Origin of the sequence: Mycoplasmopsis gallinacea, assembly GCF_012220205.1 — a bacterium.
GTDB lineage: Bacteria > Bacillota_I > Bacilli_A > Mycoplasmatales > Metamycoplasmataceae > Mycoplasmopsis > Mycoplasmopsis gallinacea_A.
Genome location: NZ_CP047225.1, coordinates 330,439 through 354,226, shown reverse-complemented (window position 1 = coordinate 354,226; position 23,788 = coordinate 330,439). Strand labels below are relative to the sequence as shown.

21 protein-coding genes and 1 pseudogene are annotated in these 23,788 nt (G+C 29.1%); 9 read left to right on the top strand and 13 right to left on the bottom strand.

Annotated elements, in window-relative coordinates; genetic code table 4:
- Positions 1 to 51 precede the first annotated feature (51 nt).
- The 5 genes and pseudogenes from GOQ20_RS01350 to GOQ20_RS01330 all read right to left on the bottom strand — a co-directional run bounded on the left by GOQ20_RS01350 (position 52) and on the right by GOQ20_RS01330 (position 4,724).
- A pseudogene (locus tag GOQ20_RS01350) lies at positions 52 to 1,145 on the bottom strand (IS30 family transposase).
- Positions 1,146 to 1,314: 169 nt separating this feature from the next.
- Complete coding sequence (locus tag GOQ20_RS01345) at positions 1,315 to 2,286, bottom strand: energy-coupling factor transporter transmembrane component T family protein (protein ID WP_167845112.1); 972 nt, start codon at positions 2,284 to 2,286, stop codon at positions 1,315 to 1,317.
- Positions 2,286 to 3,272: an energy-coupling factor transporter ATPase gene (locus GOQ20_RS01340; protein WP_167845111.1), complete on the bottom strand. Its 987-nt coding sequence runs from the start codon at positions 3,270 to 3,272 to the stop codon at positions 2,286 to 2,288. The genes GOQ20_RS01345 and GOQ20_RS01340 overlap by 1 nt, the downstream gene beginning before the upstream one ends.
- Positions 3,263 to 4,063 (bottom strand): energy-coupling factor transporter ATPase, encoded by an 801-nt coding sequence (locus tag GOQ20_RS01335; RefSeq protein ID WP_167845110.1) that lies wholly within the window; start codon positions 4,061 to 4,063, stop codon positions 3,263 to 3,265. Before GOQ20_RS01335 ends, GOQ20_RS01340 begins: the two co-directional genes overlap by 10 nt.
- Positions 4,064 to 4,109: 46 nt before the next feature.
- A complete protein-coding gene (locus GOQ20_RS01330) occupies positions 4,110 to 4,724 on the bottom strand; it encodes a ribonuclease HII (RefSeq protein WP_167845109.1) in 615 nt (204 codons plus the stop codon).
- A 43-nt stretch (positions 4,725 to 4,767) separates the two neighbouring features.
- Here GOQ20_RS01330 and GOQ20_RS01325 point away from each other — a divergent pair, with 43 nt between their 5' ends.
- The 3 genes from GOQ20_RS01325 (at position 4,768) to GOQ20_RS01315 (ending at position 6,607) form a co-directional block, all read left to right on the top strand.
- Positions 4,768 to 5,295, top strand: coding sequence for a hypothetical protein (locus GOQ20_RS01325; RefSeq protein ID WP_167845108.1), 528 nt, complete (start codon positions 4,768 to 4,770; stop codon positions 5,293 to 5,295).
- A 68-nt stretch (positions 5,296 to 5,363) separates the two neighbouring features.
- Positions 5,364 to 6,191 carry an HAD family hydrolase gene (locus GOQ20_RS01320; RefSeq protein ID WP_167845107.1) on the top strand — a complete coding sequence of 276 codons (828 nt, stop codon included), beginning with the start codon at positions 5,364 to 5,366 and terminating at the stop codon, positions 6,189 to 6,191.
- 92 nt (positions 6,192 to 6,283) lie between these two features.
- Positions 6,284 to 6,607 carry a TM2 domain-containing protein gene (locus tag GOQ20_RS01315; RefSeq protein ID WP_233091234.1) on the top strand — a complete coding sequence of 108 codons (324 nt, stop codon included), beginning with the start codon at positions 6,284 to 6,286 and terminating at the stop codon, positions 6,605 to 6,607.
- Between the two features lie 174 nt (positions 6,608 to 6,781).
- Here GOQ20_RS01315 and GOQ20_RS01310 read toward each other — a convergent pair whose 3' ends face one another.
- Positions 6,782 to 9,166 carry a phosphoketolase family protein gene (locus tag GOQ20_RS01310; protein ID WP_167845106.1) on the bottom strand — a complete coding sequence of 795 codons (2,385 nt, stop codon included), beginning with the start codon at positions 9,164 to 9,166 and terminating at the stop codon, positions 6,782 to 6,784.
- Between the two features lie 239 nt (positions 9,167 to 9,405).
- Between GOQ20_RS01310 and GOQ20_RS01305 the strand changes: the two genes are divergently transcribed.
- A complete protein-coding gene (locus GOQ20_RS01305) occupies positions 9,406 to 10,380 on the top strand; it encodes a ribose-phosphate pyrophosphokinase (RefSeq protein ID WP_167845105.1) in 975 nt (324 codons plus the stop codon).
- A gap of 31 nt (positions 10,381 to 10,411) precedes the next feature.
- Positions 10,412 to 10,981 carry an NUDIX hydrolase gene (locus GOQ20_RS01300; protein WP_233091233.1) on the top strand — a complete coding sequence of 190 codons (570 nt, stop codon included), beginning with the start codon at positions 10,412 to 10,414 and terminating at the stop codon, positions 10,979 to 10,981.
- A gap of 55 nt (positions 10,982 to 11,036) precedes the next feature.
- On the opposite strand, the gene GOQ20_RS01295 is transcribed toward GOQ20_RS01300, so the two are convergent.
- The 5 genes from GOQ20_RS01295 to ftsY form a co-directional block, all read right to left on the bottom strand.
- A complete protein-coding gene (locus GOQ20_RS01295; RefSeq protein ID WP_167845104.1) occupies positions 11,037 to 11,516 on the bottom strand; it encodes a hypothetical protein in 480 nt (159 codons plus the stop codon).
- 77 nt (positions 11,517 to 11,593) lie between these two features.
- Complete coding sequence (locus GOQ20_RS01290; RefSeq protein ID WP_167845103.1) at positions 11,594 to 12,184, bottom strand: hypothetical protein; 591 nt, start codon at positions 12,182 to 12,184, stop codon at positions 11,594 to 11,596.
- Positions 12,185 to 12,325: 141 nt separating this feature from the next.
- On the bottom strand, positions 12,326 to 12,907 hold the full coding sequence (locus GOQ20_RS01285; protein ID WP_167845102.1) for a hypothetical protein: 582 nt from the start codon (positions 12,905 to 12,907) through the stop codon (positions 12,326 to 12,328).
- A gap of 32 nt (positions 12,908 to 12,939) precedes the next feature.
- Positions 12,940 to 13,170 carry a sigma factor-like helix-turn-helix DNA-binding protein gene (locus GOQ20_RS01280; RefSeq protein WP_167845101.1) on the bottom strand — a complete coding sequence of 77 codons (231 nt, stop codon included), beginning with the start codon at positions 13,168 to 13,170 and terminating at the stop codon, positions 12,940 to 12,942.
- On the bottom strand, positions 13,160 to 14,209 hold the full coding sequence (gene ftsY / locus GOQ20_RS01275) for a signal recognition particle-docking protein FtsY (protein WP_167845100.1): 1,050 nt from the start codon (positions 14,207 to 14,209) through the stop codon (positions 13,160 to 13,162). Before ftsY ends, GOQ20_RS01280 begins: the two co-directional genes overlap by 11 nt.
- A gap of 146 nt (positions 14,210 to 14,355) precedes the next feature.
- Here ftsY and GOQ20_RS01270 point away from each other — a divergent pair, with 146 nt between their 5' ends.
- Positions 14,356 to 16,263: a M13 family metallopeptidase gene (locus GOQ20_RS01270; protein WP_167845099.1), complete on the top strand. Its 1,908-nt coding sequence runs from the start codon at positions 14,356 to 14,358 to the stop codon at positions 16,261 to 16,263.
- Between the two features lie 52 nt (positions 16,264 to 16,315).
- On the opposite strand, the gene GOQ20_RS01265 is transcribed toward GOQ20_RS01270, so the two are convergent.
- Complete coding sequence (locus GOQ20_RS01265) at positions 16,316 to 19,249, bottom strand: hypothetical protein (protein ID WP_167845098.1); 2,934 nt, start codon at positions 19,247 to 19,249, stop codon at positions 16,316 to 16,318.
- Between the two features lie 171 nt (positions 19,250 to 19,420).
- Between GOQ20_RS01265 and GOQ20_RS01260 the strand changes: the two genes are divergently transcribed.
- Genes GOQ20_RS01260 through der form a run of 3 tightly spaced genes read left to right on the top strand, consistent with a single transcriptional unit; the run spans position 19,421 to position 21,860 of the window.
- Positions 19,421 to 19,843 carry a hypothetical protein gene (locus GOQ20_RS01260; RefSeq protein WP_167845097.1) on the top strand — a complete coding sequence of 141 codons (423 nt, stop codon included), beginning with the start codon at positions 19,421 to 19,423 and terminating at the stop codon, positions 19,841 to 19,843.
- 42 nt (positions 19,844 to 19,885) lie between these two features.
- Positions 19,886 to 20,560, top strand: a complete 675-nt coding sequence (cmk, locus tag GOQ20_RS01255; RefSeq protein ID WP_167845096.1) for a (d)CMP kinase — start codon at positions 19,886 to 19,888, stop codon at positions 20,558 to 20,560.
- Positions 20,553 to 21,860: a ribosome biogenesis GTPase Der gene (gene der / locus GOQ20_RS01250; RefSeq protein ID WP_167845095.1), complete on the top strand. Its 1,308-nt coding sequence runs from the start codon at positions 20,553 to 20,555 to the stop codon at positions 21,858 to 21,860. The genes cmk and der overlap by 8 nt, the downstream gene beginning before the upstream one ends.
- Positions 21,861 to 21,987: 127 nt before the next feature.
- Here the strand turns inward: der and GOQ20_RS01245 are convergent, their stop codons facing one another.
- A complete protein-coding gene (locus tag GOQ20_RS01245) occupies positions 21,988 to 23,646 on the bottom strand; it encodes an IS1634 family transposase (RefSeq protein WP_167845019.1) in 1,659 nt (552 codons plus the stop codon).
- Between the last annotated feature and the right edge of the window lie 142 nt (positions 23,647 to 23,788).

Genomic DNA, 23,788 nt, shown 5'->3' with positions numbered 1-23,788 from the left:
CCAACGCAACATATGAGGTGGTGTTTTTTGTAGTGTTTCTTTAAATTTTAATTATTTTTTATATCATTTGAAGAATTTGTTTCTTTCAGTATTGGACTTTCTTTTTCTAAAAGCACGATCATATAATTGGATTTCTTGTATTTTCGAATCTCAAGGTTTTTTATAATAATACAAATCGAAAAACAACTCATCAGCTGAAAAATAATCAAGAATTTCTCTTGGCATATTGTTTATTTGTTTTTCTGTTTCCATAATTTCTTCATCCGATATTTTGATAAAATTCGTTTTCTTCGGATATTTTCTTCTTATTAAACCATCAAAGTTTTCAATTGATCCTTTTTGGAAAGAAGCATATGAATCAGCTTTATAAATTTTAATTTGCAACCTATAACCAATCATGAAAAACGACTTAAATTCCAGTCCGTTATCAATAGCTATAGATTTAACATTTAGTCTTTTTTCTTTAATTAATTCAAACAACACTTTTGCCACATTTCACGGATTTTTATCTGGTACTTTTCTTATCAATCCGTAACGAGTTTGTCTTTCTTCAAAGGTTAATAAATGTGCAGTGGTTTTTCCTTTTTTACCGACAATTAAATCAGCTTCTCAATGTCCAAATTCAGATCTATCATTAACATTTTTAGGTCTAAAAGTTATTGGTATAACATATCTATTACCTACAAGTCTTGTTGTTGTGTCACCAGTTCTTTTTCCACCTTTTTTATAACGTGGACGTAGCTTGTTTTTATTGTCAAAGCTCATAACCCACTGTTCATTCAATTGTAAATTGTTTTGATTGTAGGTATTGGAAAATCATAATGATTCTTTATTTTGAATCAGGTAATTTTTACCCCTGAATAAGTATTGTCAAAGTTTTCTAAAAATACTTTTGTGAATTCCTTGTAATAATAAAAATCAGATTCCAATTTAAATTGATATTTTCATTTTTCTCTTATTTTAGATTTGTTTTCAGTTTCTTCAGCTATATACCCATTTTCGGTCGAATTATTTTTTATTTCTCTTCATATTGTAGATTTTGAAAAACCAAGAATTTTTGCAATTTTTTCTAAAGAAATCGAATAATTTTTTAAAAAAAGTTCTAGTTGTGCCCTATTTTTGAAACAAATTCTTTTATAATTCATTTATGTGGATCCTTTGCAAAAACACCACAAAAAAATTTTAATAAATTTAAAAGAAACAAAAACACAAGAAAAAAGCGTGGCGTGCAGCCATGTTTTTTTTCTTGTGTTTTTGCCCCTCCGCGTTGCAATGCAAATTACAATCGAGCAAAACTCGCGATTGCGAGTTTTTTTATACAACTTTTAAAAGGGTGTATCAAGAAGGAAGGTATCCGCCGTTTAGACCTGGATTTATAATATTAACAATTAAAAAGGCCATTAATGAAAGGATAAATAAGACTACAAAAAGATCAAGTCATTTAAGTTTTAATTGTCTATATTTAGTTCTTTTTTCGTATGGATCATACCCTCTAGTTTCCATTGCATTTGATAAATCTTCCGCTTTAGCAAATGATGAAATGAAAAGCGGAATAATTAAGGTGGTAAAAGCTACTACTTTTTCTTTAATATTACCATTTTTGAAATCAACTCCCCTAGATGATTGAGCTTTCATAATTCTTTGCGCTTCATCTAAAAGTGTTGGAATAAAACGAAGTGCAATTGAAATAATCATCGCAATAATGTGCACTGGTACAAATAAGAATTTAAGCGGTCACATTAAATCTTCAAGTGCTTTAGTAAGTAAAATTGGTCTTGTTGTATTAGTTAAAATTGTAGTTGATAAAATCATTGTATAAACTCTTAAGAAAAGAGATAATGTTTTATTTAAAGTAAGCATTGAAATTCCATATTCAACACGATATGTGCTACCACGTTTTAAAGTAGTTAAAACTCCATTAATCATAAATGTTGCACTATCAATATTAATTTTTTGTTCAGAACCTTGGAAGAACTTAATAAATGAAGCTGGATAATATCCTTTAATTCCAACTTGATAATTAGTAAGTGAATAAATGTTAACTAAAAGGATCACTAACGATACAAAAATTGGAAATTTTAGCATTGAAATAAGTGGTCTAACTTTCTTAATTGTAAATAAATAAACAATAATTAATGGTGCCAATAAAATCACCATATCAATGAAATACTGTGAAATGAAAACAAAAACGATATAGAAAATGGCAATTAAAATTTTAATCCTTGGATCAAGACGATACATAAAAGAGTTATCACCAGGGATGTATCTACCAAATACACTTTTCATTAGTTAACTCCTTTACTTTTTAAATAATCATTAAGGAAAGTAATTAATTCTTCTTCTGTTGTTACTTGTGGAACGTTAATTCCTTTATTTCTTAGTTTATTTACAAATTCAAGCAATTTTGGGGGTTGTAAGTTATTTTCTTTAAGAAACTCCACATCATTAAGAATTTCATAGGGTTTACCATCACGCACAATTTGTCCATCTTTAAAAATGATAACTCTCTTGCTTCTAGCTAAAATATTATCAAGATCATGTGTTACATTAATAATGGTAACATTGTGGTTTTCATTTAAATCAGTAATGATATCCAAAATTTCTTTAACTCCAACAGGATCAAGTCCAGCTGTAGGTTCGTCAACTACTAAACAATTAGGCTCCATTGCTAAAATCCCCGCAAGAGCAACCCTTCTTTTTTGCCCACCACTTAGGTCAAATGGACTTCTTTTTAAATAACTGGTAGGAAGCCCTACAAGTTGAATGTATTTTTCAGCTCTTTTTTTAGCTTCTTCTATAGGAACTCCTAATGAAACAGGTCCAAAGATGATATCTTCTTCAATTGTTGCTTTAAAAAGTTGATATTCAGCAAATTGGAAAACAATTCCTACATTTTTACGGAGCGTTTTGATTTTTCTGAAACGTTTGTTCTGGCGAATAAGTTTTTTGTTCTCATCATATTGGTTGTATCTAAAACGAACTGAGTTTTTCATTTTAGGATTTGAACAATAAACTTCTAAAGTATTAACTTCATTTTGCTTAATTTTTTTATTATAAATGTCTGTATCGTAAATTCAGGTAATTTCACCTTTTGTAGGCAATAAAAGACCATTTAAATGTTCAATAAAAGTGGTTTTACCACTTCCTGTTTGTCCAATAACTCCAACATATTCACCTTGCTTAACTTCAAAATTTACATTATTTAGAGCTTGAAATTCTCATGGTGTTTTACGGGAGAAAATATGACTAAGATTTTTAATTTTTATTTGCATAATTCGTTAATCAACTCCTCCTCGTTATATGTAGGTTCAATTCCATTTAGTTTTTCACTAATTCTGTAGTAAAAAGGCGAGTCTATTTTAGCAATATCAATGATTTCTTTATTGTTAAGAATTTCTTTTGGTGATCCAGCTGCAACAAGCTCTCCACCAGCGAAAACTAAACATTTATCAGCTAAAATCGCTTCATCCATATCATGTGTAATTGAAATTAAAGTCTTATTTTCATCAGCTTGAATTTCTTTGATAATTTCAATAATTCTACTTTTACCTTTAGGGTCAAGCATTGAAGTAACTTCATCGAAGATAACAACTTCAGGGTCTAAAGCAAGCACAGAAGCGATAGCAACTCTTTGTTTTTGACCACCACTAAGATTTTCAGGCTCTTTTTCTAAGTGTTTTTGCATATCAACTCTTTTAGCATACTCTAACACTCGCTTTTTCATCTCGTTTTGTGGCATATTCTTATTTTCAAGTCCAAAAGCAATATCATCTTCGACACTTGAACCCACAAATTGGTTATCAGGGTTTTGAAAGATAATTCCAATTTTTTGTCTGATTTTTCTAAGGTTTTCTTTAGAGTATAAAATACCATCAATTTCGATGGTTCCTTTTTGCGGTTTAAGTAATGCTACAAGTATTTTAGATAAGGTACTTTTCCCTGATCCATTATGTCCTAAAATTGCTACATATTCGCCTCTTTTGATCTCAAAACTAACGTTATTAAGTGCAGGTTTTAAATCATCTGGACGGTATCTAAATGTTAAGTTATTGACTTTTATCATAATACTAATTTTACCACATATAATAATCGCTAAAATTAGTTAAAAATTAATTTATACCATTGTTTTTTGTGCTTAAAATGCTTTTTATGGGTTCAAAATTCTTTCTATGAAAATCAGTGATTCCGTATACAAAAATAGCCTTTAAATGTTCCTTGGTTAGATATCCTTTGTTTCTATCCCAACCAAATTCAGGGTGCTTTGAACTAAGATTGTCCATATATTGATCACGAACAACTTTAGCTACAATGCTTGCTGCGGCAATGCTAATGCTTTTTTGATCACCTTTAACTAAATTAATTTGCTCTATTTTAGTCTCAATTTTCTCAAAATCAGTTATAACTAAGTCGATTTTAGTTTTGATAAGCTCTAAACATCTTTCCATTCCTGTTTTTGATGCTTTTTTAGGGTTTAAATTAAAAATTTCTTCTTCACTCATAAATGCATAAACTACTTCAAGTGCATCTTTTTTAATTATTTCAAAAAGTTCTTCTCTTTGTTTTGCAGTAAGCTTTTTGGAATCTTTAATTTTGCTATTTTCGTAGTTAATTGGGAAAATTACTCCAGCTACTACCATTGGGCCAGCAACACACCCCCGACCCACTTCATCAAGGCCAATAATGCTTAAATTTTTATCTCAATACTCTTGTTCATATCTTTGCATATGTCTAAATTATAATTCATAAAACAATATATAATACATACATATGGGAGCAAGAGTTTATACATTATGTAATTATTGCAATGATGAGCATATTTATATTATTGGTTTAGTAGGAGAAATATTCATCATTGATCAGTTTTTAAGAATATGAAAAACTAAGCAAAAAAATTTCTTTCAAAGAGAAAATTTTGATAATGATTTTGTTAGTTTCATTAAGGAAAATAAGGTCTTTGATGGAGTTTCTGAAAGCGAAATTCAAACTCAATTAGATGTTGTTTACAAATTTGTTAATGGTTTTTTTAATCCACGTGAAAAAGAACTGCTTACCAAAAATATTTTGCTTAGTCACCAAGTTGAAATCACGCCAGTTGTTAATAGCGATTTGGAAGAATCAAAAAGAGAAGTGACTAATATCCCAATTTTGAAGCTAGAATTTCTAAACGAAAAACCTTACATTCGAGAATATTCTAAAAACGTACTATATCTTCAATATAATGAAACCTTAAAGGCATTTATTTGTCCTAGGTCATTACAATTCAATGCTGTGGTTACTCGAAACGAAGAAGATTAATCTTGCAGAAGGTCTATAAACGACCTTTTGCATTTTTTATTATCTAAATTCTCTATATAATTAAGATTATGAAGAAACCAGAAATAATTTTTGTCGACTTAGATGCGACTTTACTTGATTCAAAAGATAATTACACAAAAGTTCCAAGTAAAGAAAACTTAGAAGCAATTGAAAGAGCTAAAAAAGTAGGTATAAAAGTAGTTGTATCTACAGGTAGAGGAATTAATCACGAAACTGAATACATCGTTTCAAAAATTGGTGATTTAAATTATATTGCTTGAAATGGAGCTCAAATTATTCACCACAATAAATCAATTAAAAACTTTTCAATTGAAAAATCAGTTATGCAAGATCTTTTTAATGAATTGGATAAAGCTAAAGCAAGTTTTATTTTAAATTCAGACCCTGTAAATCACGCTTATGTAAGAAATATTTTTATGAAAGCAATTATGATTTTTACTAAATTTACAGGTAAACCATTAAGTGCTTTTAAAAATGATTTAGATGTTTTTAAAGTTCTTGTGTGATCGCCATCAAGAAAGAAAGTGCATCGTTTATGAAAAGAATTAAGCAAGAAATTTGAAGGGAAGCTTAACGTTGCTCTTAGCGGACATAAAGACCACGCTTTAGAAATTACAGCGCCAGAAGCTACAAAAGGTGATGCAGAAGTGTTCTATTGCAACTTTTTAGGAATTGATCCACAAAATGCAATTCACATTGGTGATTCAGGTAACGACGCTACAACACAAGGAAAAATTGGTAAAGCTGTTGCTTTAGGAAACTCAGTAAAAAGATACAAAGAAATTGCTGATGAAATTTTTGAACATCATTACAAAGATGCTGCAGTTGGCTTATACATTAATAAATTGCTTGATAAATTAGAAAGAAGTAAATAACCACAAAAATTGCTTAATAACCCTAAATTTAAGAATTATAAAAATAATATATAATACTAGCAATTAATAAAAAAACAAAAAAAGGAGAGAATATGAATAACGGAGATAACTTCGGAAATGGAAACAATTTTGGAAACGGAAATTTCAACATGAACAATAACATGAATAACAATATGAACATGGGATTCGGTGGGTTCCCACAAGTAAGTAGAAAAAACAGAACTACTTTAGTACTTTTAAGCTTTTTCTTAGGTGGTTTAGGAGTAGATAGATTTTATGCTGGAAGAATTGGTTTAGGAATTTGTAAATTAATTTTTTGTGTAGTTACATTTGGTATTTGATATATTATCGACCTTATTTTAGCAATTTGTGGTGCTCAAAGAGACGAATACGGATTACCAATTTCACAATGATAATGCAAAATGGCGCAAATCTTTTATAGATTTGCGTTTTTTATGTGTATAAATTGGAAACATTAAATCACTAATATCGCTTAATTTTAGGGATATTAGTGATTTTTGATTGCCCTAGCTCGGAAAGCAAGTAAAAGAAAAACCCCGCCTAATAAGGCAAGGTTTTGAAGTTAAATATTATTTTTTAACACCTTCTCATTTTCAGTATCTAACTTCATCCATATCGATACCATATTGTTTAATGTAAGCTTTGTGTTCTTTGACTTTATTTTGCATTTGTTTTACAAATTCAGAATCATTATCTTTATAAACGGCTTTAGCTACAGTTTCTGAGATGTGGAATCTGTCCATATCACTCATTAAACGAATGTCAAATGAAGTTGTAATATCTCCTTTTTCACGATATCCATGAACTTTTAAGTTGTGGTTATGTCTATTAAAGAAGATATCTCTAATTAACCCTTCGTATCCGTGGAATGCAAATACAACTGGTTTATCTTTTGTGAAGATTGCGTCAAATTCTTCATCACTAAGTCCACGTGGGTCGATGCTTGGGTGACGAAGTCTTAATAAATCAACAACGTTTACAAATCTAATTTTAAGTGATGGATATTCTTTGTTAAGGTATGAAATTGCTGCAAGCATTTCAAGGTTTGGTTCTGTACCACTTGCTACAAGCACAACATCTGGTTCTTCACCATCTTTAACTGTTGATGCTCAGTCAATAACTTTAAGTCCTTTTTCAACTAATTCTTTAGCTTCTTCTACGTTGTAGAATTGTTCTCTAGGTTGTTTTGAAGCAACGATTAAGTTAATTACATTTCTTTCTTTAAATGCTTTTTCTAATACAGCTAAAAGAGTATTTGAATCAGCTGGAAGGTATTCACGAATAAGTTCAGGTTTTTTATCAGCAAGGTGTCCTAAAATACCTGGATCTTGGTGTGTATAGCCGTTGTGGTCTTGTTGGAATGCTGTTGAAGTAGCAATTACGTTAAGTGAAGGGTAATCATTTCTTCAGTTAACTTTTTGTGCTTTAGCAACTCATTTCATGTGTTGTGTAAGCATTGAGTCAACAACTCTTAAGAATGATTCATATGAAGCAAAGTATCCATGTCTTCCTGTTAATACATATCCTTCTAAGAATCCTTCTGCTTGGTGTTCTGATAATTGTGAATCAATTAATCTACCACTTGGTCCAATTGCTTCATCTAACTCAGCATCAACTCTTTCAAGTCATTGTCTTTTTGTGACTTTTAACACTTCAAACACACGGTTTGATTTAGTTTCATCTGGTCCAAATGCACGGAAGTTGTGTGGGTTTTTCACAATCATATCAGCAAAGTATTTTCCAGCATTAACCATATCTTGATCTTTAATTTCACCTGGTTTATCAAATTTTAAAGCAAATTTCTCTCATGGTGATAATTCAAGAACTTTAGGATCTACACCACCATTTGTAATTGGGTGCATTCCCATTCTTTTGTTTCCTTTAGGAGCAATTTCAGCATATTCTGCTTTGAAGCTTCCATCTTTGTTAAATAACTCTTCTGGTTTGTATGATCTAAGTCATTTTTCAAGTTCGTCTTTGTATGTTAAGTTTTCAGCACTAACTGGAAGCGGAACTTGGTGAGCTCTGAAACTTCCCTCAATTACTTCCCCTTTAAATGAGTGAGGAGCAGATCATCCTTTTGGAGTTCTAACAACAAGAACAGGTCAAATTCCTCTTTTTGCTTCATCAGCACTTTTTTGACGAGCTTCTGCTTGAATTTTTAAAATTTTCTCAATTGCTTCATCGAATGCTTTAGCCATTGGTTCATGAATTGCTTCAGGATTAAATACGTCACCTTCTACAAAAATAGCGTCTCATCCGAATCCGTTAAGCATATTTTTAATTTCTTCATCTGTTTTACGAGCTAAAAGTGTAGGGTTAGAAATTTTACCACCGTTAATGTGTAAAATTGGCAAAACAGCACCATCTGTTACTGGGTTAATAAATGAATTTGAGAATCATCCAGCTGCTAATGGACCTGTTTCAGCTTCACCATCACCAATTACTGTTGCAGCAATAATTTGTGGGTTATCTAAAATAGCTCCTGTTGCGTGTGAAAGTGCATATCCAAGTTCTCCACCTTCATGGATACTTCCTGGTGTTTCAGGTGCAGCATGTGAAGCTGTTCCCCCTGGGAATGAGAATCTTTTGAACATTCTTGTCATTCCTTCAACATCTTGAGTAATTTCTGGGAAAAGTTCTGTGTAGCTTCCATCAAGATATGAGTTTGAAATCATAACTTGTCCACCATGTCCAGGACCTTCAATGTAGAACATTTCTAAGTCATATTTATTAATAACACGGTTTAAGTGTGCATAAATTAAGTTTTGACCAGGAATTGTTCCTCAGTGTCCAATTGGGTAAATTTTAATATCATCTGCTTTTAATTCTTCATGTAAAAGCGGGTTGTTTCTTAAATAAATTTGTCCAGCTGATAAATAGTTTGCAGCACGTCATCAGGCATGAATCTTGTTTAAATATTCTTTAGAATCGAAAAATTTTTTATCTTTCATAAAACCTCTATTTATTGTTTGTATTTATTAAAAATTTGAAAGAACCTTAATTCTTTCTTTATATTTAAATTATTTAACTTTTTAGTGTTGTTTTTTAACTAAAAAGGTTAAAAGAATATAAATTATGTAATTAATTCCACTATTTTTTATAAAATATTTTTTCACTTTTTCATTTTTAGTATTTATATTTTAAAAATAACATATAAAATATAGATGTAAAAAATTTTCAAAGGATCATAATGAACAAATCAAATACAATTTTATTTGGTATGAACAACACTGAAAAACTTGCAGAAAAAGTTTCTGAAATTGTTGGAATACCTCTTTCAAAAGTGGAAAAAACAGTTTATGCAGATGGTGAATTTATGCTTGTTGCTGATAAAACCGTTAGGGATCATGATGTTTTCATTGTAGCAAGTACATCTAGACCAGTAAATGACAACATTATGGAATTATTGCTTTTTATCGACTCACTTAAAAGAGCAAGCGCAAGAAGCATTACAGTATGTTTAAGTTACTATGGATATGCTCGTCAAGACCGTAAAGCAAGCGGTAGACAACCAATTGGAGCTAAATTAGTTGCTGATCTTCTCCAAACAGCAGGTGCTACAAAAGTTATTTGTGTTGACTTACACAACCCTTCAATTCAAGGTTTCTTTAACATCCCAGTCGATGATTTAAAAGGCCAATATCCACTTGCAAAAGTGTTAAAAGAAACACACGAAACTTTCACAGTAGTTTCTCCAGATCATGGCGGAACTGTTAGAGCTAGAAAATTAGCTGAATTAATTGCTGATACAGTTAAAATTTGTATCATTGACAAACGTAGAACTGGTGTTAACCAAACTGAAGTTATGGGACTTATTGGGGATATTAACAACCAAAATGCAGTTATTATTGATGATATTATTGACACTGGTGGAACAATTTTAAAAGCTGCTGATACACTTAAAAAAGAAGGTGCTAAAAAAATCATTATTTGTGCAACCCATGGAATTTTCACCAAAGGATTTGACGTTTTTGAAAACAACCCAAATGTTGACAAAGTTATCATCACAGATAGTATTGACAACACAGAGCTTGTGAAAAAATACTCAAAACTTCAAGTGGTAAGCTTGGGTGATTTCTTAGGTAGAGTTATCAAACAATCAATTAATGGCGAAAGCATTTCAGACGTTTATAAAGAACTTAAAAAAGAATTACAATCAATCTAGAATTTGTTGATACAAATTCTTTTTTTAATTTATGAAAAAAGCTAAACACATTCAAGAATATAAAGTGCTTTACCAAAATGAGTGACTTTCTTTACACCAAACTTGCAAAGGATTTGTGTATGCTCAGCGCAAAGGGATTAATAGCATTGCTTCATTAGTATTCAAAAAAGAAAATAATGATTTTTACTTTCTAATTAGAAAGCAACTTCTTCCTAATTTAGTCTTAGAAGAAAAACCTGAAGACTTTCTATATCCTTCATGTATCACCGGTACAATTGAAGAAGGTGATGCTCCTTTAGAAACTGCTCTTAGAGAAACTTTTGAAGAAGGTGGAATATATTTAGGAAGCTCACATCTTAGAGCAAGCGGAAAATATATTGCAACTACACAAAGCAATGAAGTAGTTTATACTTTTGTTTTTGAAAAAACAAGTGAAGTTGTTCAAACTGAACCCCAAAACGATGGTTCATACTTCGAACAAATTAGTAAAAACGAGTGAGTACCCTTACAAAAATTGAAAGATATTTTGCAAAACGCTTTATGTCATTCATCCCTATATAATGCTTATTTATTGTTTATAGACAACGTTATGCATAAATAATTCAGAATTAAAAAATCAGCAAGTTTTAATTATTATCTTGCTGATTTTTTAATTCCTAATATCTTCGAGGATTTACCGCTTTATCAAGAGCTTCATTGACTTTATTACCAAAGTAAAACCCTACTATCATAAGAACTAGTGAGATTATTGATGTGAAAATTCCGAGAAAAGGTATTATATTTAAGACGTTTTTACCCATACCAATACCCAACAAAATTGTGGCCACTTTTGCGTCGTTTTGGATTTGTGGATTATCAATATAAGGCGTTTTTTGAAAACCAAATTTTCCTAATTTCACGGCATAAATAATTCCAAAAGTTAAAAATACTACTAAAAAGGCCATTCTTACTAAAAAGAAAAGAATACCAATTAATATTAAATATCAATATTCTTCTGGTTTTTCTACTAATGCTGCAAAAATTCCTATCATTATGTGAATTGAAAAACCAAGTGAAACGCTAATAATTCAAAAGATTAAAGCTTTTTTGTATGCTTTTTTCAAATTCGGTTGGAATTCGCGAATACTTTCTTGCATTTTTTCTCCTTTTTTGAATTAATATTTTAATTATACTAAAATCATTTTTATGTGAATTTTGGTTATAAGATAGAAAATTAAAATCTTTGCGGACTTGAGTGGATCATTTGTCGTTGTTCTAATTGTATTAATTCATTGTTAATTTTACTTCCTAATCTATACGCTGTAACATTAAGTACAAGCATAGGCATCGCCATTGCTCCTGAATTGTAATTAATAAAAGGAATTCAATAAATAACAAAAGTGAATGCGATAAGTGACATACTAATAATTAATAATATAGCAATGTTTTTAGCTCTCTTTTTTATATCAATTAATAAAGGATTCTGGGTTAAATGTTCTTTAGAGAGACTAAATTGAAATAACGGAATAATGTATAAAATCGTAAAAACAATGTAACAAATTATACTTGTAAAAGCTAATAAAGATAGCAAAATAGCTATAACTAATTTAAAAACATCAGATGCTTGTGAGCCGCTTTCATTTTGGCTTGAACCTGAAATAATGCTATTTAAACTATCAGATGTTTGGGATGTAATTGAGTCATAAATTCAATAGATAATAAATATTATGGCTATTGACACAATTATTTGAGTGCAAAGTCAAGAAATAAATGAACCTAATCATCTCTTCTTGAGTTTTTGTTGTAAAGATAAATTTTTTTCCATTTTTCTTCTTTCTATTACATTTAGATAATAATAGATTAATTATACTGATATAGTGAAAATTAGCATACAAAAAACTTTTCCAGTTAAGAAAAACCTCCCTTGTTAATAGGGAAGTTTTTTAACATATTTTAAGTTCGAAAATTAGTTTGTTGTTGTTTGTTGATTAAACATTTGGTATTTATCCATATTACTTAATTTTTTATTAATGCTGTATCCAAAAACAAACCCTACAATATGAAGCGCGAAAATTGCAATAGCTGAAAATCCAATGATACCATTTATAAATGGTATAAACATCACAATAAGATTAAAAGCTCAAATAGATAAACTTATGATAAATAATATTGCTGTAGTTTTTGCTTTTTTTCTTAATTCTGTTATCATGAAATTACCCATATCATTTGGTTCTGGGTTTGAGAATTTCATTAATGAAATAATATATAAAATTGTTAATACTACAGATGCAATAGCAATAGGTAAAAGTGTTACAACAGTAAAAATACCTAATCCTAAAAATTTAGCAAATAGTAAATATCAAAAACCATTTGTAGAATGTGATTGAAATGTTCCTCCATCCTTAGATGAATTATAAATATATGCAATTATAAGTGCAACACTTATAATCCCAATTATTGTTCCTAAAATTTGACCAGCTAGTCAAACATAAAATGAACTTGTCCAAAGTTTTTTTAATTTAGTTTTAAAAGATAAAATGTTGTGCATTTGCGCCTCCAATATAAAAGTTTTTTGCAATGCTAATTTGTCATTTTCTCATCTAATTTTTCTAATTTCGCAATTGCTTTTTTGACTGTATCATAAGCATTTGTTCTTGTTGTTGCTAAGATTTCAGCCACTTCAGCGTAAGATAAATCGTTGTAAAAATAGAGTTCAAAAACTTGTCTTTGGTTTTGAGTAAGAAAGTTTTTGTATTTTTCAAATAGCACTGAATATCTATGTAAATTTTCTAATGATTTTTTATTTTGCATCAATTAAATCCTTAGTCATTTGGTAAATAAATAGCTCTAAATCAAATTCTTGTAAATCATCTAATTTTTCACCTAGACCTAAAAATTTAACATCCAAATTGTATTCATCTTTAATTGAAAGGACAATTCCACCCTTTGATGTTCCGTCCATTTTTGTCAGAATAATTCCTGTCAAATTAGCAACTTCTTTAAATGCTGCAGCTTGTGAAAGACCATTTTGGCCTGTAGTTCCATCTAAAACTAAAATTGATTCATGTGGAGCATTTTCAACAAATTTGTTCATTACTGAAATCATTTTTTGCAGCTCATTCATTAAGTTGACTTTGTTTTGTAATCTACCTGCTGTATCAATAATTAAAAGGTCATAATTTTCGCTTGTTGCCTTATCCATAGCTTTATAAACTACAGATGAAGGATCAGCACCTTCTTTATCCGGGCGTACAATATCAACTCCAATTCTGTTTGCTCATTCATTAAGCTGATTTACAGCTCCAGCTCTAAATGTATCAGCAGCGGCAATTAAGACTTTTTTACCTTGCTGAGCATATCTATAGGCTAATTTAGCAATCGAAGTTGTTTTTCCTGAACCATTAACCCCAACAACTACAAAGACATTTAATCTACCATCTTCATAATTTAAAGTTGTATCAACTACTGAGTTATTAGCATAAATAACAAACATTTGATCAGCAACAATTTCACCAATTAATTTTGGATCATCAATTTGGTTAGTCTTTACTTCTCTTTTAATTTTTTCAACTATTGTATAAACAAGTGAAGAGTTAATGTCGGACATAATAAGAAGTTCTTCAAGTTCTTCAAAGAATTCCTCATCAATTTTTGTGTGTCTGTTTTGCAACTCTAAAAGTCTTTTTCCAAAGTTAGAACTATTGTTTAACCCCGTTTCATACTTTTGAAATTTGCTACTATTAACGATTTCTTCCCGCTTTTTTTCTTCTAGTTTTTTCTCTAATTCTTGAGCGTCTTGTTCTTTGTTTTTATTAAATACTTTGTTAATTAAATTCTTAAAAAATCCCATATCACTTAAATTTTACATTTTTATGTACTTTTTTATAAAAAAAGTACTATATGCTAGATTTGTTTGAAAATTCTAGAGCCATTTTGCACATCTAAAAACAATTAATGTAAAATTAATAAATATAGATTAATACCAAAGGAAAATATATGAAAAACGAATTAAAAAACGATTTTTATAACTATGTAAATAAAAACTGGATTAAAAAAAGAAAAATCCCTAAAGATCTTTCAAGTTTAAGCTCATATTCAGAGCTTCATTTAGAGATCGAAAAAGGCCTTAGAAAGCTAGTAAATGATTGAGCAACTGGTAAAAAAGAGCTACCAAACAACCCTCAAATTCATGAGATGGTGAAATTTTACAAAATGCTCAAAAACACTAAAATGCAAACTAAATTAGGTTGGAAACCAGCTTTAGAAGATTTGAATTTTATCGAGTCACTTAATAGCTGAGAAGATTTTAATAACAACTACTTTAAAGTAAGAAAAATCTCTTCTTTTTTACCTTATGATTTTGAAGTAGCTGAAGATTTTGTAAATAACAAAGTTTATACCTTATGATTTAGCGAACCTAACTTGCTTTTACCTTCAAAAGAATATTATTCACGTAAAAAAGAAGCTAAAAAAATTCTTGCAACAGTTAAAGAAGTGGCAATTAAACTTTTTAGATCACTAGGCAAAACAAAAGCAGAAGCTTTAAAAATTATTAAAAATGCTTTTCACGTAGATAAATTACTTGTTGATTTAAAACTTTCAAGTGCTGAGCTTCACAAAGTTGAAGTTGTTTATAACCCACTTGATTTAAAACAAATTAGTGAAAAAGTACACTTTTTCCCAGTTGCCGACAATGCAGAAAAACTTTTAAAACAAAAAATTGATCAAATAGTTGTTCCTAACCTTAAATACTTAGAAAACATTGATGATTTTTATACAAATAAGGTAACTTTTGAGCAAGTCAGAGACTTAATGTATTTAAGAAGTGTGCTTGCTTTTGCAAGATATTTAAACCCTGAAACACGTTTAACTGTTTTTGAAATTACCAAAGTATTAAGTGGTGCAGAAAAGCCTAGATCGCTTTCAAAATGAGCTTATTCATTTACACTTAGTTTTTTTAATGAACCATTTAGTTTATATTATGGAAAAGCTAATTTCACTGAAGAATCAAGAAAAGATGTGCTTAGAATGATTGATAAAATTGTCAAAGTTTATCAAGATAGATTATCAAAAAACACTTGACTTACTAAAGAAACAGCTCAAAAAGCAATTAGAAAACTTAACAAATTAAGACCAATGGTTGGATATCCAGATTATATTTATTCATATTTTGATAAATTTATAGTGGAAGCTTACAAAGAAGGTGGGTCACTTACTTCAAATATTAGTAAATTTGCTGATATTATCGAAGAGCACCAATTAAGTTTATACAAAAAAGAAGTTGACCCTAATATCTGAGGAATGGCTTCATTTGAAGTTAACGCATACTTTAATCCACTTTCAAATGTTATCGTCTTCCCTGCAGGATACTTGAAAGCTCCGTTTTATGACTATAACCAAAACTCAAGTGCAAACTATGGTGGGCTAGGAATGACAATTGGTCACGAAATTTCGCACGCATTTGACAATAATGGTGCTCAATTTGACGAAAACGGAAGCTTTGAAAACTGATGAACAAAAGAAGATTATGCTGCTTTTAAAGAAAAAACCAAACTTATGATCGATCTTTTTGATGGATTTGAAACTCCATTTGGAAAAATTAATGGTGAATTAACAGTTTCTGAAAACATTGCTGATCAAGGTGGAATTATCTCTGCTCTTGAAGCTGCTAGAACAGAAAGTGATTTTGATATTGAGAAATTCTTTGAAAATTATGCATACTGTGAAAGAGCAATTACAAGAAAAGAATCTGCAATTCAAAGACTTTTAACAGATCCCCATTCACCAGCAAAAGAAAGAGTTAACTTACAATTACGTATTTCCAAAGATTTCCAAGATCACTATAAAATAGATAAAAACGACAAAATGTATGCTGATGAAAGCGAAATTTTTGAAATTTGATAATTAGGTTACGCAATAATTTATAGAAAAAACTGGCTTATGTTTGCCAGTTTTTTTACCCAATTGCGGCCTTTGTATAAGTTGAGTAAATAACAACTTTTTTAGGATTATCTGTTTCGTTTTTAGCAAGTGGGAAGACAGGAATTGAGTGAGATTGTGAGCTTTGGTGTGAATTAAAGTCTCATTTTAACGCATCATCTACATATAATTTGAAAGTCAATTTACCATAGAATGTAGCTATAAAAGGATAATTCGCTAAAGGATATCCAAGTTTTTTTAGAGCACTTAAATCACCGTTATTGTTTTTGATAATTTCAAGTGGGCGTTTCGGATCTTCACCTGGTTTTCAAGAAGCTTCATCATTATTAAGAGAAATTTCTACTCTAACTTTTTGGCCACTTTGAATTTGGAAGTGATTTACAAAGCTAGTGAATCCAAAATCAAAGAATGCTCCACCAATTCCATTGAAATTTTTGGTATTAAAATCTTGGTTTGCAGTTGCTTCAATTTGGTAAGTGAAACTTCCTAAGTTTGTGAAAGTTTTAGTAAAAATTGAATTTTCTTTATTAAAAGTAAAGTTAGAATTCTTAAAATTCAGCTCTGTGAAGAATTTTAAGAAAGTTACCCATAATGCATTTCCGTATGTAAATGATTGTCCATTACTAATTTTTGAATTTCAAAGATTATTTCATTCGGATCTCACTTGAGTACTTAAATAATTTAAATCTGAATCCATTTTACCCTTGAAATCAATTGAATATCCTCTAGGGAATAATCAAAAATCATCTATTGAATTAGCTACAATTTCTGATTTAATTGGTGTATTATCAATATCTTCACCAGTTCTAATTCATGGTTTATTGTTATAGATTTCTGAATAATCATTAGCATCCATTAATGAGTTTTCTATATAATGAACTTCTCTTGTATCTGGGTGATAAATTTTGATTTCAATTCATCTTTCCTCATTATCATTAAATGAATATACTTCACTAATTGAGTTGTTATCAAAATCTATATCACTTATATTGATCTCTTTTTGAATTTTAGAAAGATTAGGTCTTCTACCTCTTATTATTAATTTTAAGTTTAAAAATTTTGTTTTAAGATGTTTGTAAAGATGTTTCAGGTATCAAAATTCATTTTGTGACTTATCAGGATTAAGGATTTTAATTTTTAAATCGAATTTACTGTTAGTTGGCACTTTATAATAATCATTTCCATCATAGTCTTTATTTTTTTTAGCGTCTGCTTTTAAGTAAGCTTTATACCCAAGTCTCTCTGGTTTATTAGTGAGAAATCTATCTGTTTCTTCTTTAAATACATCCATCTCAGATGCTTGCATTTTGAATTTTGAATACTCTTCAATAAATAAATCTAATTTTTGATTTTCATCTTGTCTAGAATCATAGCTAGAAACAATATCATTTATATATTTCTCAAAATCATTTGAGTAATAGTTATTTGCTTTGAGTTCTTGTAATTTCGGTAAATTCAATGATTTTTGTGCATCAAAAAGTTCTTTGCTATTTGAATATGATAAATTGAAAGCTTTATTAATTTCCTCAAGTTTTTGGTTCAATTCTTGAACTGAATAGCTCTCAAGATTTTCAAATAGAATTGTTTTTTCGGCTAATATGTTTTTTAATTCGCTATTAGTGAATAAATCTTTATGAGCTTCAATTTTGAAGAACATTTCTTTATTTTCATTAATTTTAGAAACTAATGATTGCTTTTCATCTTCTTTATTTTCCTTGATGACATTAACAATAATTTTGTCACTAACTGCTTTGTTTTCACTTTCGCCATTTGCTAATAAGTAACCTTCTGGAATTCATTTATTAATAGAAATTGTTGCAGTATCTACATCAATTTGCTCTACTCTTTGAAAAACTTCTGCATTATTAAATCTGTAAATTATAGTTACTGATTTTTGTTTTTTTCTTACGTTTATATCTATTTCTTGAGCATATTCATATGAAGATTGATCGCTTATTAATTCATAATTATTTGGTATTTTTGTTTTATCAAGATTTACAATTGTTTCGTCTACATAAATTTCACTGAGATATTGCGAAATTACGTTGTTTTCGCTTAAAAACTTAACAATAAAAGCTTTTTTCATTTTATGAATATATAATGTTACTTCATTTTTATAAGTAACATTTTCATCAGTTGGGTTGTCAAAAGCAAAGTTTTGTGGAAGATATTTTTGAATATTTACTGAATTATCTTCGGCGCTAATGTTTGTAATTGTTACATCTTGATTGTTTAATGGATTTACTTTATCTACAAAATGAAGAAGCATTTGTTTTACATTTACAATTTTTGCTACATCAATTCTGATTTCTTTTTGAGTGCTACTGAAATTTATTCTTTCAGGTTGAATTTGAGCAAATTTATATCCATTTGGCAATTGAATATTTGAGCTTAAAATGCTATTTTCGTTTGAAAATAGGTTAAATGTTTGAGTAGAAACTTCTGAACTATTATCAATAAGTTTTACACTTATAACATTATAAATTGGTGTTATTGTTAAATTAACAACATCTGCAAAATCAACTTCATTTACTGAAGTGCTAAATCGGAAAGGAAACTTAATTTCATTTAATTTGATTTTGTTATTTGTCACTCTTGCATCAATAGAAAAATCTTTTCCAGTTAAGTATTTATTTCCAATGAAGAATTTGAAAGTCACGTTTTTTGTAACTTCCACAACTTCAATATTAGGGTTTTCTGGTTTGGCAGTCTCATCTACCGGTTCTCGAGCATCTTTAGAAGGCTCACTTGGTTGGACATTTTCCCCATTAGGTTCTGAAGTTTTTTTATCGTCATCAACTCGTTTTTCTGGTTGATTTTCTTTTTCTGTTTCACCTGTTTTTTGATCATTATTTTTAGCAGTTTTTACTCCAAAAACAATCCCTGTTGCTATTGATCCAATGAACAATATGCTTGAAATACCAAGTAAAATGATTTTTGTTTTTTTCATAATAGCTCCTAAAAAGATTTTTATGTTATGCCAATGTTGTATAAATAATGATAAAACAATTTCTGTATAAAATCAAATTTATGTTTTGAATTTATTTTAAGGCATGCAAGAATTAAAAATTTCTATTTTAAATTACTATTATTTATATTTTAAAGTAAAATATAACAATATATGATGCGTAATAAACAAGAGGATGTTCCAATTACGCAAAAATATGATTTTCGGAAATTAAAGTTGTTATCACTTAATGAAAATCAATCTCTTTTAAATGAGATCAATTGAATTAATCAAACTTTCAATAACAACTTACAATTATCTAATACAAAAGAATTTGAAGAGCTTGCTATTAATACAAATTCAAATAAAGTCGAAAATCAAAATTTAGTTGAATTGGAAAAAAGTTTCATCAAGTTAAATGAAAAACTCCAAAATGATAGGGGTTCTTTTATGGACACTTACAATTTCCAATCAAATGAATTAGATGATTTACTTTTAGAAATAAATCAAAATTTTACAATTAAAAATTCTAGTGCTAACAGCATAATAGATATGAAAAACACCACCAGAATAATTGTCAAAAAAATGGACATTTAAACTCAAGGGTGTTTTTTAATATATTTTAAATAAGGAGCAAAAATGAAGGTAAATATAGCTATTGATGGACCGTCAGGAGCAGGTAAGTCAACAGTTTCAAAACAATTAGCTGAAAAATTAAACTACACTTTTATCAATTCAGGAAGCATTTATCGCGCTGTTGCGTTAAACGCAATTAACGCAGGTGCAGATTTAAAAAATCATGATCAGGTAATTTCTACTTTAGAGCTTGGAATGGTGAAATTAAGAGAAAATGACACTGTCTTTTTAAAAGGTGAAGATGTTTCTCTTAAAATCCGTGCAGAATACGTTTCTCAATCAGCAGCTACTGTAGCAAAAATTCAAGAAGTTAGAAATTTTGTCGTTGATTTTATTCAACACATGACTAAAAAAAGCAAAGGGTTTATTATCGACGGTAGAGATACAACATTTAGAATTATGCCTCATGCTGAAGTTAAGATCTTCCTTTGAGCTGACCCTGAAGAAAGAGCCAAACGTAGATGACAACAAAATAAACAATTAGGTTACGAAACTAACTTTGAAGAAGTTTTATACGACGTTAAAAAAAGAGATGCTCAAGATATGAACCGTGAAGTTGATCCGCTTCATAAAACCGAAGATTCTATTTTAATCGACTGTACCCACATGACACGTGAAGAAGTAATTGATAAAATCGTAGAAATTGTAAACTCAAAAATTAAGGAGCAAAATGCGTAATACAGTTGCAATTATTGGTAAACCAAATGTCGGTAAAAGCACTTTCTTTAACAGGTTAGTAGGTAAAAAAGTTTCTATCGTTTATGATCAACCAGGAGTTACTCGTGACCGTTTATATGAAACAATCGAATGAACAGGTCATAAAATTAAAATTATCGACACTGGTGGAATCGAAATTGAAAATAAACCTTTCCAAGAACAAATTCAAATTCAAGCTAAAATCGCTATCGAAGAAGCTGATGTAATTATCTTTCTTTTTGACGGAAATAGCGAAATTACAAACGATGATTTGTTCATCATGAACATTCTTAGAAAAAGCAATAAACCAATTATTGCCGTTGCTAATAAACTTGAAAACAACCAAATGTTTGATTATTCATGATATAAATTAGGAGTTGATGATATTTTTGCTATTTCTGCTCTTCACGGTGAAGGGATTGGTGAAGTTTTAGATACTTGTGTTGAAAAACTTGACTTTACAGAAACACAAGAAGAAGAATTATTTAACCTTGCAATTATTGGTAAACCTAATGCTGGAAAAAGCTCTCTTTTAAACAATTTAGCTAAGGAAAATAGATCAATTGTATCTGAAATAGCAGGTACTACTCGTGATAGTGTTAAATCTACCATTACCATTGATGGTGACAAATACAACGTTGTTGATACAGCTGGTATTACTAAAAAATCTAAATTAATTGAAAGTGTTGATCATTACGCTTTAATGCGTGCTATGAACTCACTTGCTGAAGCTGATTTATCTTTAATTGTTATCGATGCTACTCAAGATGAAATTAGCCACTTTGACTCTAGAATTATTGGTTATGCTCTTGATAATGAAAAGCCTGTAATTATAGTAGTAAATAAATGAGACTTAATTGAAAAAGAAACTAACACAATGGCTCAATATGAAGAAAAAATGAGAAGAAAATTCCACTTTGTTCCTTGAGTTCCATTTGTCTTTATTTCAGCTAAATATAACCAAAGAATTAGCAAGTTAATTGACACAATCAAAATGGTTCGTACTAACCTCGAAAGAGATATTAAACCTTCACTTCTTTCCAACTTTGTGTTAGAAACACAATTAATTCAACCTGCAGTTCCTTTCAATGGTGGTAGATTAAACATTTACTACGCTAGAAAAGAACTTTCAAAAATTCCTACTTTTACCTTCTTTGTTAATAACAAAAAGTATGCTCACTTTTCATACCTTCGTTTCCTTGAAAATCAACTTAGAGAAACTTTTGATTTTAGAGGTTGCCCAATCAAAATTAACCTTAAAAACAAAAATGGTCTGGAATAATTTTAAACTCAAAGCTAATTTGCTTTGAGTTTTATTTTTTCTTTTTCCTAAGTTTGACACTTTTAAAACTTAAAACGACGAATAACCCTACAATATAGAGCTATTCGTCGTTTTTATATCACAATTCCTATATAGTAAATTTTACGTCTTCACATTTACCAATAGTTTCAATTGGTTTAAGTCCAAGAACTTTTAATATAGTTTTGAACTCTTCAGATTCTTCTGATTTAATATAAGTATTTATTTCTGGGATAATTGATAATTTTTGATTTTTAATTGATTCAATTATTTTATTCGTAGGAAGCGGATAACCACAATATTCAAGAACAAATTCTAAATATCTTTGAATCGTGAGTGCAAGGAAGCAAATTAAAAAATGTCCTTTGATTGTCTTTTCAGTTGAAAGATAAATTGGTCTTACTTCAAAGTTTGTTTTCATCACTCTAAAACTTTCTTCTATTTTTCAAAGTTTTGAATATTGTTCAATAATTTCCATTTCATCCATATCTTCATGAGATGTTAAAATTCCATAAAATCCATCTGCGGCTTCATCTTTCAAAATCGCTTGATGATCTAACTCAACTTCGTTAGCTGAAAGTTTTAAATACTTCTTACCACCTCTTTTCATTTCTGATTTTATAGCTGATAAATTGAGTAATTTTTCAGCTTTTTTAATAAGTCTTTCACGATCTTTTTTATCTTTTCTTTGTCTCTTTCCAGAGAAAGTTAAAATCAGTTTATTGTCAATTTCATAAAAGGTATTATTAGATTTAAAAAGCTCTTTGTGATCTTGTTTTTTCACACTGAATTCTTCATACATCATTTTATATGTATCAAGATCATAAATTCCTTCAATTTTATTTTCTTTACCTTTGATTTTGTAAGCCATTATGTAATCGTATCCTGCTTGTTTTATGGCTAATAAGTTACTTTTTGAGTTTAAACCTCTATCTGCAACAATAGTAATTTTATCTATACCTAAGTCTCTTTTTATATTCTCTAAAACAGGTTTTAAAGTCAAGAAATCAGATGTGTTTCCAGGGAATAAATCATAATAAATCGGTATTCCCATATCGTCGATTAAAAGACCTAAAACAACTTGAGTTTGGTTAACTTTATTGTCTTTTGAAAAACCAAATTTTCTAAGTTCATCAGGTATAAAACTTTCAAAATAAACAGTTGTAACGTCATAGAAACAGAATGTTAAATTTCTGTTAATTTTGTCTACAAATTGTTCATTTAAATGTTTTAAAATATCCGCTTTTTTATCCTGTAAAAACTCAAGTGATCTATAAATGTCTTTCAAACTATCATCAAATTTGTATCAATATTTTTTAATTTTTTCAACTGAACTTCTTTTAGAAGATGGTTCTAAAATTCTTGTTAAAATTAGCATTTTTGTAATTGATGCTAGGTCATATTTTGACCTACTATTTTTCTTTTGTAAGTCATTTAAGAAATTTGGTAATTCTAGATAATTTATGATTTCTTCGTAAACTAAATTTCCATATCCTTTAATTTCTGTTCCTTTAAATTTGTCCAATTTTAAAGAATTCATGATTTGTAAAATTTGTTCGTTTCTATCTTTTTGTTTTTGATTTTTCTTTGAACTAACAGATTCTTTTAATTCTTCAATGAAGTTTGGATTATCTTTTGTAAGATCTTCTAATTTACCTAAAAATTTTACTTCTCTAATTTTTGGTTTTTTAGTTTCTTTATCTCAATATGATTCTACGATTCTTACATATTGTGTTTTATTCTTTTTGATGATTTGTACTGATGCCATAATTTGTCCTTTTTACCATATTATACCATATATTTACTATATATGAAATAAAAAAATAAAAAATTTCTTAATATATGTAATATATTAAGAAATTCAAAAAGTCTTAAAAAAGACCAAAGTGTCAAAGTTAGGAGGTTGCCCA